Genomic DNA, 14,763 nt, shown 5'->3' with positions numbered 1-14,763 from the left:
TTTTAGTATTATTTGCTATTTTTTTTGATTAAGCATGCATTTGATTTATATTGCTTCGTAAAGTAACCGCCGCATAGTAATGATCCAATGTATCCTTTATGTTTCCCTTGACAAGTTCTATTGGCTGATTTCTCATCTGCCCATTCCGTATCTTCCAATATTGTGACGGTAAATACTGGCTGATAAGCGGCATCGGTATTTCAATAGAGTCCAGATTGTTTATCAAGCGTTTCATCGATTCTTTGACTTTGGAATCCGTTAAATAGTACCTGCACCGATCCGAGTAGCTGTATTTTCTTGCCAATCGCTTCTGCATATCGGAACCTTTATAATGATTTTTCCAATTGCCCGGGTCTGAAAGCATCACGTTTTCCAACGTTTCAGAGAAATTAGAAAGCCGGTTACTTCCGAATAGCAAATCCTTTTCAATAAATTCAAGCGCGACAAGACTTTCCCTTAGTGCAAAAGTCAGCGCCGGCCCTACTTTTAGAATTGCTATTCCATCCTCGACCATTTGCCTTAATGATAACTCTTTTTGGTAATCGGTCGAATGCCCCTCGAAGACCATCGTCGGATATTCTTTTAAAATGCGTTTCAATTCCGCGGAATCATTGGGATTGTAATCATGCACTGTATTTGATCCGAACTCAACACCAGGCTGTACGACTACCGCGATAACATTTTCCCACGCTTCGTTCAAGCCTCTCTTTAAGAAGCTCTTTTTAAACAAATCTACGGTTGCCGCAAAATCGGAAGCGCTGGTAACTTTGAGCCCCTCGTTGGTTTGTGCTCCCCCGGGGATCGGCACTTCACTGCCTATTACATAAACTGGCCTCTGTCTGCCTTTTTCCGTACTCTGAAATGCTTTCTCTGCCACAGCGCAAAGATCGGCACCTCTTTCTGCAATCACTTCCGCGCTGAGTATTCCATCGCCGTCATCCCGCAATTTCATGCTGGTGTCTAAATGTATTTTTGTAAATCCTGCATGAACAAAATCTGCAACAAGGTCTTTTGCCTTCGCCATGGCATCCTGCGCATCTTCATCTTTCCACGTTAGCGGCCCGAGATGATCCCCTCCAAGTATGACTTTATCCGACGGAAAACCTGTTTTCACAGCAATCTTGTAAACATATTCACGAAACATCAGCGGCGTCATCCCTGTATAGCCGCCGAATTGGTTCACCTGATTGGCTGTCGACTCAACCAAAAGCGGGGAACCATATTTTAGCGCCTCCTCCATAGCGGATTCGATAACCAATTCATTTGAACTGCATACAGAGCATACGCCAATTGGCGTCCCATCTTTATTTTTTTTAATGATTTCTTTTAGTGGATGCATTCCTTCTGCTCCTTTCCCTGTTAATCACTTACTTCAGAAACGTGCTGCCTAATTGAATTGTATACTTATACTTATCCCCTCGAATCGTACTGACGCAATACTCTATTTTATTTCCATTTGCAGAGGTAATCCTGTTAAGATGCAGTGCTGCGGCGTTTTTACTGACATTTAGGTATTTTGCATCCTCACTGCCGACATTTACTGCTTCAAAAGTTTCGGTCGCCTCATTTGGGATGACTCCGCATTTTAACTTTAAAGCGTTATACAATCCAAACTGGTTGACATCCTCTTCTTTTAATTCCATGGCGTATTTATACACTACATAAGATGTTTCAATTCCAAAAGGCTCATTATCTGCAAGTCTTAACCTTTTAATTGCGAACACCATCTCATTACTGCCAATTTGCAGTTTTTCAGCAATTAACGGGTCCGCTTCGCTTATATCAAACGAAATTGTTTTCGTGCTTGGAATCGCACCCATTTTTGCTATTTCTTCACTAAAGCTGTAAAACTGCGATAACCTTTGCACAAATTTTTGACCTGTTACAAAAGTCCCCTTGCCCTGCTTGCGATAAAGGTAGCCTTCATCCTCAAGCTCTTTCAGTGCCTGCCTTACCGTAATGCGGCTCACCTTGTACATTTCGCAAAGTTCACGTTCGGCTGGTATTTTAGAATTCATTGTCCATACTTTGTTTTTTATATTATCAATAATAATGCTTTTTACCTGATAATACAGCGACAATGGCGAGTTTTCATCAAGCATATCTCATTCTCCTTCATAACTTTTAAGTAATATTACGAAAGTCAAAGGTTCCTGCACAAGTTTACGAAACTTTTCTGCCCTTCGTCTTATGTTATATTGTTATAACCATTATAACGAAAAAAGAAACAACTGTCAATAAAAAGGGGCGGTAAATTTCCCTTGCACAATAATCCTTGTTCAATAAAAAAAGCCAATTTCAAGATAAATTTGCTCCGGACAAAATAATTTAAAAAGAAAAGGCATTTGATTTTTAAACAAGGCTAGTAATAAGCTTGTGATTTCTCACTAATAACGACAATGGACTAACCGGTAATGTTATGTAGTTATGTTGTTATATCCATTATAAATGAATGTTCACAAGAAGTCAATAAAAATATTGCATAATTTGGACGATATTATAGATTGCCGCATTAAGCAAAATCCCGCATTTATCATTATTTTATTGGCATACAAATTTCGCAGAAATGATTCTTGACCATTTCTGCTTCATACCGTTCAAGGACAGTTCTTCATCGAATGAACATCCCTGTTTCCATAGCTCCGAAAAAATTTCAAGCCACGCTTTTTGAACCGACTTTCAAACCTTCGTCCTCAGGAAATGATATCATACTATGCAAAAAGAAAGGGAGCCGCGAACGCGAATGCGTGTCGAGGCTCCCTTTCACTTGCTTAATTCGATACAGGCTATGAATAGGTAAATTCCTTATTCTCCGCGCCCGATGACGAAAGCTTGCAGATTTTCAACGCCGCAAGGCTGGACGTCAGGCTGCGATTTTATTCGTATCTCCTTAAATCACACGATGCTCTTTCAGAAGCTTTTCAACGTCGGTGCCCTCAATCTTTTTCAGGAATTCTTTCATCGCGAGCTTCTCTTTGAAGCCAAGCTCCATGTCGGTGAGCTTCTTGCCGTCTCGGAGCTGCACGGTGGAATTCAGCAGATCGCGGACATCATACACGCTGCCCCAAACCTCCGGCACGCCGCGGTCAACATTCAACAGCGTATATACGGCTTCCATACCGGTGCGGATGGAATACTCCGTGGTGAAAATCGTGTCGCGCGCGGTTTCGGCAAACTGACCGAGGAAAGCGAAGTTGACAGCGCCTTCCGGAACGACCAGCGGGCGGTCCTCCTTGGTTCTGGGCATGAAGAATGCGGTGACATACGGCATCATGCAGGGAATCGTGTTGGCGCTCTTTTCGGCAAGCTCCGGAATTTTGGATTCCGGCACACCCATATGATACAGCCATTCCATGCAGATTTCCTTGCCGGTACAGTCGCGCATAGCCTTTTTAACGTAGTTGCCGGGCTTGTCGGTGAACAAACCGTAGATCCAGCCCACAAGCTGTCCCTTCGGCTGGGAGCGGAACTGCGGCTGGCGGTTGAAGGTCCAGCTTAAGAGCCAGTTGGAATCCTTTACGGTGACGATACCGCCGGTAACCACCTTGCCGGAGAACGGGTCGCGCTTGCAGATTTTCTGGATATAGGGCGGAATCTTTTCGTCGAGGGTGGTAACGGTGGCGCTCATCCAGTTGCTCTGTTCCGGATCATAGCAGAATTTGTCCGGATTGCCGAAGGACGGGTCCTGCGCGGCGATCTTCCGCCACATATCCCAGCCGCCGCCTTCTTTGATTTCGGTGTTGAACGGAGCCGGTGTGTCCTGGCTGCCAAGGGAGGAATTCTCTACGCAGCCGCCGTTGGTAATAAAGATCAAATCGTCTTCGGTCAGATCGATATTTTCTTCCTTGCCGTCACGAATCACACTGACGCACTTCGCCGTTTTTTTGTCTTTCTGAATGTCAAACTCTACATTGACGACCTTGGTGTTGTAATGGAACTGCACACCGTAGGATTCCAGATATTTAATCATCGGCAGAATCATGGACTCATACTGGTTGTACTTGGTAAAACGCAGCGCCTTGAAATCCGGAAGGCCGCCCACGTGATGGATATAACGCCGGATATAACGCTTCATTTCAAGAGCGGAATGCCAGTTTTCAAATGCAAACATCGTGCGCCAGTACAGCCAGAAGTTGGTGTTCAGAACCTCGTTGCTGAAATACTCTTCGATGCGCTTATCGTAAAGCTCCTCATCCGGCGTGAAGAACAGATGCATAATTTCCATTGCGGCTTTATCGGAAAGTCCGAATTTCTTGTCGGTATGCGCATCTTCCCCCTGGTTCACCGTTGCGCGCATCAGCGAATAGTTCGGATCCTTTTTATTCAGCCAATAGTACTCGTCGAGAACACTGACGCCTTCCGTCTCGATGGACGGAATGGAGCGGAACAAATCCCACATGCATTCGAAATGGTTATCCATTTCCCGGCCGCCGCGCATAACGTAGCCCAGATTCTCATAGAGATACCCGTCGCAGGCGCCGCCCGGAATCGGGTCCTTCTCCAGAACATGTACATGATCGCCCTTCATCTGCCCGTCGCGGACAAGGAAGCAGGCGGCTGCCAGCGCAGCGAGACCGGAACCTACAATGTACGCGGATTTGTGGTCAACGCCTTCCGGCTTAAGAGGACGTGCGAACGCTTCATAATTTCCGCTGGAATAATACATAATACCTTACCTCCGTATAATTTTTGGTTCTGGAGATATTGTATTCATTTCCATAAAAGGATTCAATAAGCAGAAAAGGCGGATTGATGAAAGTTTTATCATTCCGGGCGCTTTGATAAAAATGTATCCGTCCGGTAGTTGTTCAGAGCAGAGGTTATGCTGCCGTGAACCAGCGGGCTGAGCCTGTCGATAATCGTCTGCGGTTCCGCTTTCATGCCGTTCCTGATCCAGTCCAGCATCAGCCCCACAAACGCGAATTTGTAGAAATCCGCAATAAATTTCTTATCTTCGTCCCGAATTTTCATGCCCTCCGCCTTCTCTTCGACAACGCCGATCAAGAGACTATAGGTGAGTTTGTACAGATAGATTTCCACCTGCTCCCGGCTGACCGAATGGTAGACGTTCATGATAAACGGCTTGTTGGCGAGCACCGCTTCAAATATCTGCAAAAAACCCTGCTGCCAGGTAGCGTAGGTCTTCTTGCCCTCCAGAGCCTTGGTCGCGTCCTCCACACACGACCATTCCACCAGATCGTAAATATCTTTAAAATGGTAATAAAAGGTCATGCGGTTGATGCCGCAGTCCTCTGCAATATCGTTGATTGTTATTTTATCCAGCGGCTTTTGAAGCAGAAGATTTTTCAGGGAAACCTCCAAAGCCCGTTTTGTCGTTTGAGACATCCGAAACACCACCTTGCATTTTCTAGGAAAAATAATTTTGCTAAAGTGTACCATACAAATTTGAAGAAACTATGAGCAAGTGAAATCTGAAAACGGAACTTTCTTATTATAAACAGAGATCGCATCGAAATATTTGCCGCATTTTGAATTTCTTTAAATTCCCTGCTTTATAGATAAGCCATCGGCGGCGGATTTATGAAAATTCCATTCCGTCAAAAGGCATAAAAAGCACGGCGAAAAGGGCCCGAACCATCACGGTTCGGGTCCTTTTCAGTTTTGGGCCGGTACGGGCGGCGGGGTATCTCCTGCCCTGCGCCCCGTTATTCGGTTTACTTTTTCGAAAGCGTGTCTTCCTCATTCGGCGCCCTGTCCTTCCATTCGGAACGGATATTCCAAATCATCATGACCGCCCCAAAGACAGCGAAGACACCGGCCGCAATGCCCAGCAACAGGACTTGATCTTTTGCCTGGCCGCCGAAAATGCCGGCACTAATCTTCCATGCAAGATAAATAAGGTATGCCCCCAAAATGATTTTGACCCGGCGCCAATTCCGGAGCGAATTGGGCGTCGGCCCCCCGCTTTCTTTTTCGGTTTTTTCCGCAGGGTCTTTTTCATACAGCTTTTTCATAATCAATAATCTGACGGATGATACCCTCGAAATCAATTGCAGAAAAATCTCCGACGTCGACAGGAATGCGCAAGCCAAGATGAATATCATAATCTTTTTGCGCTGTCCCGGCGCAGAAATCCTCGTATGAAACGAAGGTATCCTGTACCCCTTTCAGCAAATTCGGAGTGAACGTTTCCCTGTGATAGCAATTCAGCAAATGGCCCGGATGGCGCGAGCCGTCATGGTCGCGGTTCCGGCCGCGTTCATACACCGTACGCATGTCCGTATGTAAAAAAATCGTGACCGCCGCATAATGATATTCCTCAATCAGCTCCCGCAGTTTCAGTCTGTGCTTTTGATAGAAAGGATATTCAATCAAAATCGTTTTATTTTCCCACATCCTTGCCGGCATTTCAGAGGCGGAAAAATAGCTTGCCGCCCCCGCGGTTAATACCGGGCTTTTTCGACAGACCGAAGGGCCGCGGAACATTTTCGTTTCGCGGCCCTCATGGTTTGGGGGGATTTGATAACAATATAATTTCCAGTTGAAATCGTATTTTTTGATTGGTTCAGCTATTCAGCCTTTCATAGACCTCATGCAGGGCGGGCATGGCTGGAATGCCTCCCCGTCTTTCTACGCAAAGGCTGGCAACGGCATTTCCAAACCGCGCGAAATCCGACAGCTGGGGAAGAGAGAAATCTTCGACTTTTTCGCCTTCTGTGCAGATGCGGTAAAGTACGCCGCTGCAAAAAGCGTCTCCCGCGCCGGTGGTATCCACTGCTTTCTTTGAAATGGCAGGCTGATACTCACAGCCGTCTTTATGGACAACACATGCACCATTTTTACCAAGTGTGATGAAAGCGGCCTTTACGCCGTGGTTAATCAGATATTTTCCTGCCCGTTCCGGGTCTTTTTCGGGGGTTAGAAGATCGGTCTCTTCGTCCGATATTTTGATAACGTCCACATACGGCAAAACAGAGCGCATCCCTTCGATTGCCGCCCGCCTGTTTTCCCAAAGCGGCGCCCGGTAATTCGGGTCATAGGAAATAATGCAGCCGGCCTTTTTTGCAATGTCCAGAGCATGGAATGTCGCCGCTTTCGAAGGCTCGTTCGTCAGCGACAAAGAACCGACATGAAAAATTTTCGATTCACGGATCAGTTTTTCCGGTATTTCCTCTTTGGTCAGCATCGTATCGGCGCCGGGCTTCCTTGCAAAGGAAAAGCTTCTTTCTCCGTTTTCCGAAATATTTACAAAAGCCAGCGTGGTAAAAAAGTCCCTGTCAATAAGGAGGGAGTCCGTGCCGATATGGTTTTGATCCAGGACGTCCTTCAGAAAATGCCCGTGCATATCGTCCCCGACTTTGCCGATAAATGCTGTTTTCATACCCAGCCTGCTCAGCGCCACCAGGACATTGGCAGGCGCACCTCCCGGATTCTGTTCAAAAAGGCGCATTCCGGATTGGGAATTTCCCGCAAACGTAAAATCAATTAACAGTTCTCCTAATGCCGTAACGTCATTCACAGGCATTTCCTCCCTTACAGCTTTTGCGCAAATTCAATTTTTTCTTCGTTCGGCCCGACTATTGTAAAAAAGCGTACGCCGTTTTCCCAGAAAGGCAGGAACTGTATCTGTTCATCCAGAAGCTGAAAGTGTCCGTTTTTTATGCATTCAAAAACTTTCTCAATATTCGTCACATCAATACAGATATGATCAACGGCACCCGTTTTCATGCAGGCGCAATGATTCTCATAAATCTCCAGTACTAAATTTCCGTTTTGAAGGAATGCAACTTTTTCCCGGCTTTTTTCGTTTAAGGTTTCCAGAACCGCTGAAAAGCCAATGCCTTTATAAAAAGCCAGCGTTTTTTCCAAATCATTTGTCGGAATTCCAATATGCTGAATTCCGGTGCAATAGTCTGCAATCTTCATTTCACACCTCGTTCTACAATATTATGCTTTCAGCAGCCCCTTTTTCTGGACACAGTCGAAGCCTACCGCCAGCACCAAAATAATTCCTTCCACCACCATTTGCACGTAGGAACTGATATTCAGGAGCACCATACCGTTTTCCAGAATTCCCATAATCATAACGCCGGCCACGACGTTGGACAGTTTCCCGGAGCCGCCGGCCACGCTCACGCCGCCGAGCACAACATCGGTAATGACCTTGAATTCATATCCCTTGCCCGCGGTCGGCTGGCCGGAATTTGTGCGTGCCAGCATTACAATGCCTGCGACGCCGGCAAAAAATCCGGATAAGGAAAAGATCAGGTATTTCACTCTTTTTACCCGGATTCCGGAGAGTTCAGAGGCCGTTTCATTGCCTCCGAGCGCGTAAAAATATCTTCCGAAATAGGTTTTGTTCAGGATAAAACCGCCGATTGCAAAAATTACGATCATGATAATAATCGGCGTTGGAATCGGTCCCAAATACCCCTGCCCGATTTGTGTAAATGCATTCGGGAAGCCGAAAATAGGCATTCCTTTTGAGATAATATAGGCAAGACCTTCAAAAACGATCTGTGTGGCAAATGTAACGATCAGGGACGGCATATTGAAATTAGCAACCAGAAATCCGTTGATGAAGCCGATGCCGGTACTGACAATCAGCGAAATCAGAATGGCAAGCCACATATTGATTCCGGATTTGACCATCAAATAGGCCGTAATAATATTGACAAAGGTAATAATCGAGCCGGTTGACAGATCGATGCCGCCGATCAGTATGACGTATGTCATGCCGACGGAAGCGATTCCAAGGATGGAAACCTGCCTTGCAATATTCAGCAGGTTTGTTACCGTCAAAAACTCCGGGCTTGAGCAGGCAAAAATAATGAACAGGACAATTAGAACGACAAAAATGGCTTGTTCCTTTAAAATATGTACCCAATTTTTCATGTTATCATTCCTCTTTTACTGTAGATGCATAACTCATGATGTTCTCTTGATTGAAGTTTTCTTTTTCTATTTCACCTGTCATTTTCCCCTCTGAAAGAACAATAATCCGGTCTGACATACCCATTAATTCTTCCATCTCGGAGGAAATCAGAAGAATGGTTTTTCCATTTTCAACAAGCTCATTCATCAGCTTATAAATTTCATATTTGGCGCCGACGTCGATCCCCCTGGTAGGTTCATCGAAAATAATCAGTTCGGAATTGGCCGCCAGCCACTTCCCCAGAATGACTTTCTGCTGATTGCCGCCGCTCAGATTTTTAACCAGTTGCTGTGAGCTCGGCGCTTTAATTCGGATATCCTTCATATATTCTTCCGCAACGTCATTTTCATTTTTGCGGTTAATTACGGAAAACTTTGAAATTCTCTTGTAAATCGGCATGTTGATGTTTTTCTTTATCGACAGGCCTAAAAGCACACCCTGCGACTTTCTGTCCTCCGGAACCAGTGCGATTCCAAGGTCAATCGCGTCTCTCGGGCTTTTCGGCGAAATTTCTTTTCCATTCAAAAAAATTGTTCCGTCTGTTTTCTGTGCAGCGCCGAAGATCATCTGGGCCAATTCCGTCCGGCCGGCCCCGACTAATCCTCCCAGCCCCAAAATCTCCCCTTTCCGGATGGAAAACGAGATGTTTTTATCCCCGTTTCCGCTGAGGTTCCGGACTTCCAGGACAACATCGTCTCGGATGCAGTTTTCTCTGACCGGAAATTTTTCCGTCAATTCCCGGCCGACCATCAGCGATATCAGTTCGTCGACATCGGTGTCTTGGGTCGCCAATGTTTTGATATAAGTTCCGTCGCGAAGTACGGTAACACGGTCCGATAAACGGAAAATTTCATCCAGCCTGTGCGAAATATAGATAATCGAAACCCCGGACTCTTTCAGCTTATCGATGATTTCAAACATCGTGCTGACTTCTGCTTTGGTCAGAGGAGCGGACGGTTCATCCATAATCAAAATCTTTGCATCCTGCTGTATCGCTTTCGCTATTTCAACCATTTGCTGATATCCCACCGAAAGGTTCCGTACAAGCATATTGGGATCAATGCTGATATTCAAAGTTTTGAATATTTTTTCCGTTTCCCGAATCATGGCCTTCTTATCGATAACGATCCCTTTCCGTATGGATCTGCCAAGAAAAACATTTTCAGCAACCGACAGCCCGCCAACCAAATTGAATTCCTGATAAATAACGGCAATTCCATTCTTCATCGACAATTGAGGCGTCATAGAATCAAATTCTTTATCATTTATGATAATTTTTCCCGAGTCCGGTACAACGGCCCCGCTGCAGGTTTTGATCAAGGTGGATTTTCCCGCCCCGTTTTCTCCGACAAGCGCATGGATTTCACCTTTTTTGACTTCCAGGGACACATCGTTAAGAGCTACTACGCCGGGATATGTTTTCCTGATATGCTGCAATTGTAAAACATAGTCAGAATCACTCATAAAAGCCTTCCTTTCTTGTAATATAGAATAGAATAGCTGCTAAAACCGTTCATTCTAACATTAACTTAGGACAAAATGAAAACAAAGTAAACAGGAAACAGGATAAAGCAGCAGATATTCTCAAATTTCGCCGTTATCTGCTGCTTCATCATCGCTACAAATTTTACAAAATAAGATCAGTCCCTAAAAGCTCAAAAACAATATATAGCAGCAAATCCGCATTTGAAACGCTGTCCCTGCCGGGCATGGGAACAGGACTTTTATGCTGCGGCGTAATTGCGGCCTATGTACGAAATTGATCGGATTATTTGTTGTAATATTGTTTTGCGTTGTCAACCGTTACAGGGAATATCTCTCTGTAAACGTTCTGGTTGTCAAATTTTTCGCCGTTTCCAAGCTGGCTGAGCATTTTATATACCGTTTCGCCGATTACTTTCGGAGTGCCGGTAACCATTACGGACATCCGGTTTGCTTCGCCCGCGATCATGGCCGCCAGTTCCTCGTTGGTGGCGTCCGCGGCAAAGATACCCACATCGTCGGCAATCTTTTTCGAGGATTTCAGCGCTTCATTTGCGCCGACAGCACCGCCGCCGCCGATGCAGCATACGACTTTCACATTCGGATGCGCCTGCAAAATGGTTTCCATGGCATTGATGCCTTCCGTAGCATTGATGGCCGGCTGCTGCGCAACAACCTTTGCATTGGGTGCCTTTTCCTTCAGGGCGGCTAAAATACCGTTTTCGCGTTCCAGCAGGATTTCCGTCTGGGGATAATCCAGCACTGCAACTTCACACTTGCCGTCTTTAAATTTGCTGTTGATAAAGGTGGACGCCTGTTCGCCGATCATGTAGCCCAGCTTCTGGTTATCGATAACCCAATTTATATCCGTGTTTTTCATGTTGTTGTCCCAGCACATAACCTTGATTCCTGCGTCGCGGGCCTGCTTGCAGACATTTTCAATCGCGTTGGGGTCCGACGGATTAACCATGATTACATCGCATTTGCTGCTGATATAATTTTCAATCTGTTCGATCTGCTTCGCAGAAGTATCCTCGCAGGACATATAGGTCAATGTGTTGCCCTCGGATTCCGCCAGTTCTTTCATTGTGGTGCATGCCACCGACCATACCTGATTGCTTAAGGTCTGTACCGTCACGCCGATTTTCAGCTTTTTACCGGCGGTGGCACCCGCTTCATCTGAGGCCGCCTGCTCTGTTTTCTGTGCGGGTGCAGAGGCAGCGTCCTCCGCAGGCTTGGTATTGCTTTGGCAGCCGCTTAAGACCGTAGCGGCTAAAACCAAACTCGCTAAAAATGTTGACAAAATTTTCTTTTTCATCGTTAACTCCTCCTAGTTTAAAAAATATAATCAATTATTTATGAAAATAATCGATTGAACTGGATTAATCCCCGACTTTGACGACTGCTTTTACGATATCCTTTTTGTTATGTATGCTTTCATCCATGGCCCTTTGAATATCATCCAATTGATAAATATTCGTGACAATCCCTTTTAAATTGACCTTTCCGCCGGCAACTGCTTCAATTGCCATGGGATATATATGTCTGTAACGGAACACCGTTTTGAAGGTCAGTTCCTTATCCAGCGCAAGGCTGATCGGCAGGGTGAGTTCGCCGCTTTTACTGTAACCGACCAAAACAATCGTGCCGCCTTTTTTCGCTACGCTGATGGCCTGCCTTGTTGTGGCTTCTGTGCCCGCGGTTTCAATGACAAGATCGATTCCTTTGTTCCCGGTAAGTTTATTGACCGCCTCAACCGTATCCGCGTCTTTTCCGTTGATGACGGCCGTTGCGCCAAGCTCCGACGCTTTTGCAAGGCGGTTTGGCAAGACATCAACCACATAGACGGTTGACACGCCCATTGCTTTCAGCGCCATCATGGAGACCAAACCAATGCAGCCCGCGCCGAAAACCACGGCGGTCTGCCCAGCCTGCGCGTTTCCCTGCTTTGCCGCATGAAATCCTACCGCAAGCGGTTCGATTAAAGCGCCTTCCAGCGTATCCATGTTATCCGGGAGTTTAAAGCAAAGGTCTGCCTCATGGGCTACATATTCCTGAAACACACCGTCCACAGGGGGAGTTGCAAAGAAGACCACGTCCGGGCAAAGGTTATATTTTCCCTCTCTGCAAAATTCACAGTGCCCGCAGGTCTTTCCGGGCTCTAAGGCAACTTTGTCGCCGACTTTTAAATGCGTGACGTTTTTCCCTGTTTCCACAACCGTTCCGCTTGCCTCATGGCCAAGGACAAACGGCGGTTTTACCACATAATTTCCGATTGCGCCGCTTTCGTAGTAATGAAGATCGGAACCGCATATTCCCACATTTTCAATTTTCACCAGCACCTCGTTATCTTCAGGTGTTGGAATATCCCTTTCAATGAAACCCATTTTGCCGATACCCTGCATGATTGCGACTTTCATTTTCCCATCCATATGCTTTTGCTCCTTTATCTAGTTTTGCAAATACTTTAATAAAACTATTTATTAATTGATTATAGTATATGTCCGGCAAATGAAATTGTCAATAACATTTTACAGGATATTTAATTTTTTTTGTGAAGTCTTCTGTTCATGCACGCGAAAGGCAGTATAATAAAACAGAAGAGAAAACATCCGGTTCGATGCTTTCTCTTCAAATCAGAATTCCAAGCTGAGGAACAGGCCGCATTCTGCGGTCCCTTTTCTATTTACTCAACGGTATCATAAAATTCCTGAATGAAACGCATGGCAATGCCATAGGCAGATGCTTCCATATGATATTTCCCGCATCGGATATAGGAGGCATCGTAATCAAAAAGGTTTAGTTTCATAACCAGTTTATTTAAATCAATGATAAAATCATTTAAATATCCTCCTACATACCCTCCCAGGATAATGTCGCAGTCAAAAGCCATCCTGAGGTTTGAAACCGTCAAGGCAAGAGACTGAAGGTATTTTTCCCAGACATCCTTTATATCCGGATTTCCCCGCTTTAATTCATCAAAAAATTTTTCCAGATTTCCATCCGTATTGGAAGAAAGCACAAGCGCCGAGCAATAGCAGTCAACGCAGCCTTTCTTCCCGCAATAGCAGCGTTTCCCATTCGGAGCAATAATTATATGCCCAAATTCACCGCTTTTATAGTTGTCGCCCTCAAACAGCTTCCCGTTGTAGCTGATGGCACCGCCAACCGTATTATTCAGCGACAGGTAGATGACGCTGGAATTGCCGGCAGACAGTTCCGTATAGGCGGCGCAGTTTGCGTCATTGTCGAATTTAACGCGATAAGGAAGGAACTGACTCATTTTTTGCAGACTTACATTGGAAACGTTTAAGGCATGAGATTTGATGAGTATCCCGTTTGGCTTGTCAATGATGCCCGGGATAGAAACGCCGACACCAATTATTTTTTTTGTGTCTTTTACGTTATTCTCAATAAATTCCTGTATTGTCTGACAAACATCCTGATAATACTGAAAAGTATCTTCAAAACATTTTTTTAACCGAACACTCGCCAGGATGATGCCTTTCGCATTTACCAGGACCAGTCCGATATGGTGTAACGTAATATCAACGCCGACCGCATAGCAGCAGTCTGCCACAATGGACAGCGCTTTTGCTTTCCGCCCGCCGGTTGACTGGTAGTCACCGATTTCCTCCACAATTCCCGAATCGATCAGTTCTTTAATATTCTGTAAAACGGTAGGCATACTGATCCCAAGATTATGCGAAATATCGACTTTGGATGTATGAACGCTTTTGAAAATATAATTCGTGATCAGTACCTTATTTTTCCGTTTGATTTCCATCATTTTCGATTTGTCTTCCACCTTTAATCCCACTTTTTTTAAATATTTTATAAAACTATTGTATTATATATTGAAAAAAATTGCAATAAGCCAAAAGGGGAAAATATTGGGAACGGGAGTGACAGGACTTGAAAGTGGTGCAGTCGCCGCCCGCGTTCCGCGAGTCCCTCATTTTGAATTGCGATAATCCCGGCTGTGTTTTTCTCATACTTGCGCCGGCAGTTTCTTTGCGTGCCAGTCAAAACCTCCGGCTAGGCTGGAGGCATGATTNGCTGGAGGCATGATTAAGCCCTAGAAGGGCATATTACAAACAATACCCCTAAAGGGGCTCCGAAAAGGTCTGCCAACTGTATTGCTTTTTCGGGCAACCCCTAAAGGGGTATTTATTATACTTTGGTTTTCTTGCCACCCGTAAACGGGTCAATGTATTCTTTGAGGCTCATTTGATCTGCTATTTGATCTTCTTCTAATTGTCTTTTTATGTACTCCTGTATCTGCTTTTTATTCCGTCCCACTGTATCAACATAATACCCTCTTGCCCAGAAATGTCGACTTCCATATTTGTACTTTAAATTTGCGTGCCTATCGAATATCATGA

Annotated in this window: 14 protein-coding genes; all 14 read right to left on the bottom strand. The window is 45.2% G+C overall.

Annotated elements, in window-relative coordinates; translation table 11 throughout:
- Nucleotides 1-28: 28 nt before the first annotated feature.
- Nucleotides 29-1,339 (bottom strand): class II D-tagatose-bisphosphate aldolase, non-catalytic subunit, encoded by a 1,311-nt coding sequence (locus tag OUY18_RS13045; protein WP_268059211.1) that lies wholly within the window; start codon nucleotides 1,337-1,339, stop codon nucleotides 29-31.
- A 28-nt stretch (nucleotides 1,340-1,367) separates the two neighbouring features.
- Entirely contained in the window at nucleotides 1,368-2,102 is a 735-nt protein-coding gene (locus OUY18_RS13040) for a GntR family transcriptional regulator (RefSeq protein ID WP_268059210.1), read from the bottom strand.
- A 788-nt stretch (nucleotides 2,103-2,890) separates the two neighbouring features.
- A complete protein-coding gene (locus OUY18_RS13035; RefSeq protein ID WP_268059209.1) occupies nucleotides 2,891-4,666 on the bottom strand; it encodes an oleate hydratase in 1,776 nt (591 codons plus the stop codon).
- Nucleotides 4,667-4,764: 98 nt separating this feature from the next.
- Nucleotides 4,765-5,346 carry a TetR/AcrR family transcriptional regulator gene (locus tag OUY18_RS13030; protein ID WP_268059208.1) on the bottom strand — a complete coding sequence of 194 codons (582 nt, stop codon included), beginning with the start codon at nucleotides 5,344-5,346 and terminating at the stop codon, nucleotides 4,765-4,767.
- A 329-nt stretch (nucleotides 5,347-5,675) separates the two neighbouring features.
- Nucleotides 5,676-5,975 carry a hypothetical protein gene (locus tag OUY18_RS13025; RefSeq protein ID WP_268059207.1) on the bottom strand — a complete coding sequence of 100 codons (300 nt, stop codon included), beginning with the start codon at nucleotides 5,973-5,975 and terminating at the stop codon, nucleotides 5,676-5,678.
- The gene (locus OUY18_RS13020; protein WP_268059206.1) at nucleotides 5,959-6,357 is read right to left on the bottom strand and encodes a hypothetical protein; all 399 of its coding nucleotides are present in this window, start codon (nucleotides 6,355-6,357) and stop codon (nucleotides 5,959-5,961) included. The genes OUY18_RS13025 and OUY18_RS13020 overlap by 17 nt, the downstream gene beginning before the upstream one ends.
- A 169-nt stretch (nucleotides 6,358-6,526) precedes the next feature.
- Nucleotides 6,527-7,480 carry a carbohydrate kinase family protein gene (locus tag OUY18_RS13015; protein WP_419196146.1) on the bottom strand — a complete coding sequence of 318 codons (954 nt, stop codon included), beginning with the start codon at nucleotides 7,478-7,480 and terminating at the stop codon, nucleotides 6,527-6,529.
- A gap of 14 nt (nucleotides 7,481-7,494) precedes the next feature.
- Complete coding sequence (locus OUY18_RS13010) at nucleotides 7,495-7,887, bottom strand: VOC family protein (protein WP_268059204.1); 393 nt, start codon at nucleotides 7,885-7,887, stop codon at nucleotides 7,495-7,497.
- A 21-nt stretch (nucleotides 7,888-7,908) separates the two neighbouring features.
- Nucleotides 7,909-8,856: an ABC transporter permease gene (locus tag OUY18_RS13005; protein ID WP_268059203.1), complete on the bottom strand. Its 948-nt coding sequence runs from the start codon at nucleotides 8,854-8,856 to the stop codon at nucleotides 7,909-7,911.
- Nucleotides 8,857-8,860: 4 nt separating this feature from the next.
- The gene (locus OUY18_RS13000) at nucleotides 8,861-10,360 is read right to left on the bottom strand and encodes a sugar ABC transporter ATP-binding protein (protein WP_268059202.1); all 1,500 of its coding nucleotides are present in this window, start codon (nucleotides 10,358-10,360) and stop codon (nucleotides 8,861-8,863) included.
- A 304-nt stretch (nucleotides 10,361-10,664) separates the two neighbouring features.
- Nucleotides 10,665-11,696, bottom strand: a complete 1,032-nt coding sequence (locus tag OUY18_RS12995) for a sugar ABC transporter substrate-binding protein (protein WP_268059201.1) — start codon at nucleotides 11,694-11,696, stop codon at nucleotides 10,665-10,667.
- Between the two features lie 64 nt (nucleotides 11,697-11,760).
- Nucleotides 11,761-12,810, bottom strand: coding sequence for an NAD(P)-dependent alcohol dehydrogenase (locus OUY18_RS12990; RefSeq protein WP_268059200.1), 1,050 nt, complete (start codon nucleotides 12,808-12,810; stop codon nucleotides 11,761-11,763).
- Nucleotides 12,811-13,064: 254 nt separating this feature from the next.
- Nucleotides 13,065-14,168 carry an ROK family transcriptional regulator gene (locus tag OUY18_RS12985; protein ID WP_268059199.1) on the bottom strand — a complete coding sequence of 368 codons (1,104 nt, stop codon included), beginning with the start codon at nucleotides 14,166-14,168 and terminating at the stop codon, nucleotides 13,065-13,067.
- A 383-nt stretch (nucleotides 14,169-14,551) separates the two neighbouring features.
- Nucleotides 14,552-14,763: transposase (locus tag OUY18_RS12980; protein ID WP_268059198.1), on the bottom strand; the 212-nt coding region annotated here is incomplete at its 5' end.

This window comes from Caproiciproducens galactitolivorans (genome assembly GCF_026672255.1).
Taxonomy (GTDB): Bacteria; Bacillota; Clostridia; order Oscillospirales; family Acutalibacteraceae; genus Caproiciproducens; species Caproiciproducens galactitolivorans_A.
This window is presented reverse-complemented; position numbering and strand designations above follow the sequence as displayed.

Excerpts from the sequence above, each read along its gene's own strand:
- OUY18_RS13045 (WP_268059211.1), bottom strand. The coding sequence starts at position 1,339 with ATGCATCCACTAAAAGAAATCATTAAAAAAAATAAAGATGGGACGCCA.
- OUY18_RS13040 (WP_268059210.1), bottom strand. The coding sequence starts at position 2,102 with ATGCTTGATGAAAACTCGCCATTGTCGCTGTATTATCAGGTAAAAAGC.
- OUY18_RS13035 (WP_268059209.1), bottom strand. The coding sequence starts at position 4,666 with ATGTATTATTCCAGCGGAAATTATGAAGCGTTCGCACGTCCTCTTAAG.
- OUY18_RS13030 (WP_268059208.1), bottom strand. The coding sequence starts at position 5,346 with ATGTCTCAAACGACAAAACGGGCTTTGGAGGTTTCCCTGAAAAATCTT.
- OUY18_RS13025 (WP_268059207.1), bottom strand. The coding sequence starts at position 5,975 with ATGAAAAAGCTGTATGAAAAAGACCCTGCGGAAAAAACCGAAAAAGAA.
- OUY18_RS13020 (WP_268059206.1), bottom strand. The coding sequence starts at position 6,357 with ATGTGGGAAAATAAAACGATTTTGATTGAATATCCTTTCTATCAAAAG.
- OUY18_RS13010 (WP_268059204.1), bottom strand. The coding sequence starts at position 7,887 with ATGAAGATTGCAGACTATTGCACCGGAATTCAGCATATTGGAATTCCG.
- OUY18_RS13005 (WP_268059203.1), bottom strand. The coding sequence starts at position 8,856 with ATGAAAAATTGGGTACATATTTTAAAGGAACAAGCCATTTTTGTCGTT.
- OUY18_RS13000 (WP_268059202.1), bottom strand. The coding sequence starts at position 10,360 with ATGAGTGATTCTGACTATGTTTTACAATTGCAGCATATCAGGAAAACA.
- OUY18_RS12995 (WP_268059201.1), bottom strand. The coding sequence starts at position 11,696 with ATGAAAAAGAAAATTTTGTCAACATTTTTAGCGAGTTTGGTTTTAGCC.
- OUY18_RS12990 (WP_268059200.1), bottom strand. The coding sequence starts at position 12,810 with ATGGATGGGAAAATGAAAGTCGCAATCATGCAGGGTATCGGCAAAATG.
- OUY18_RS12985 (WP_268059199.1), bottom strand. The coding sequence starts at position 14,168 with ATGATGGAAATCAAACGGAAAAATAAGGTACTGATCACGAATTATATT.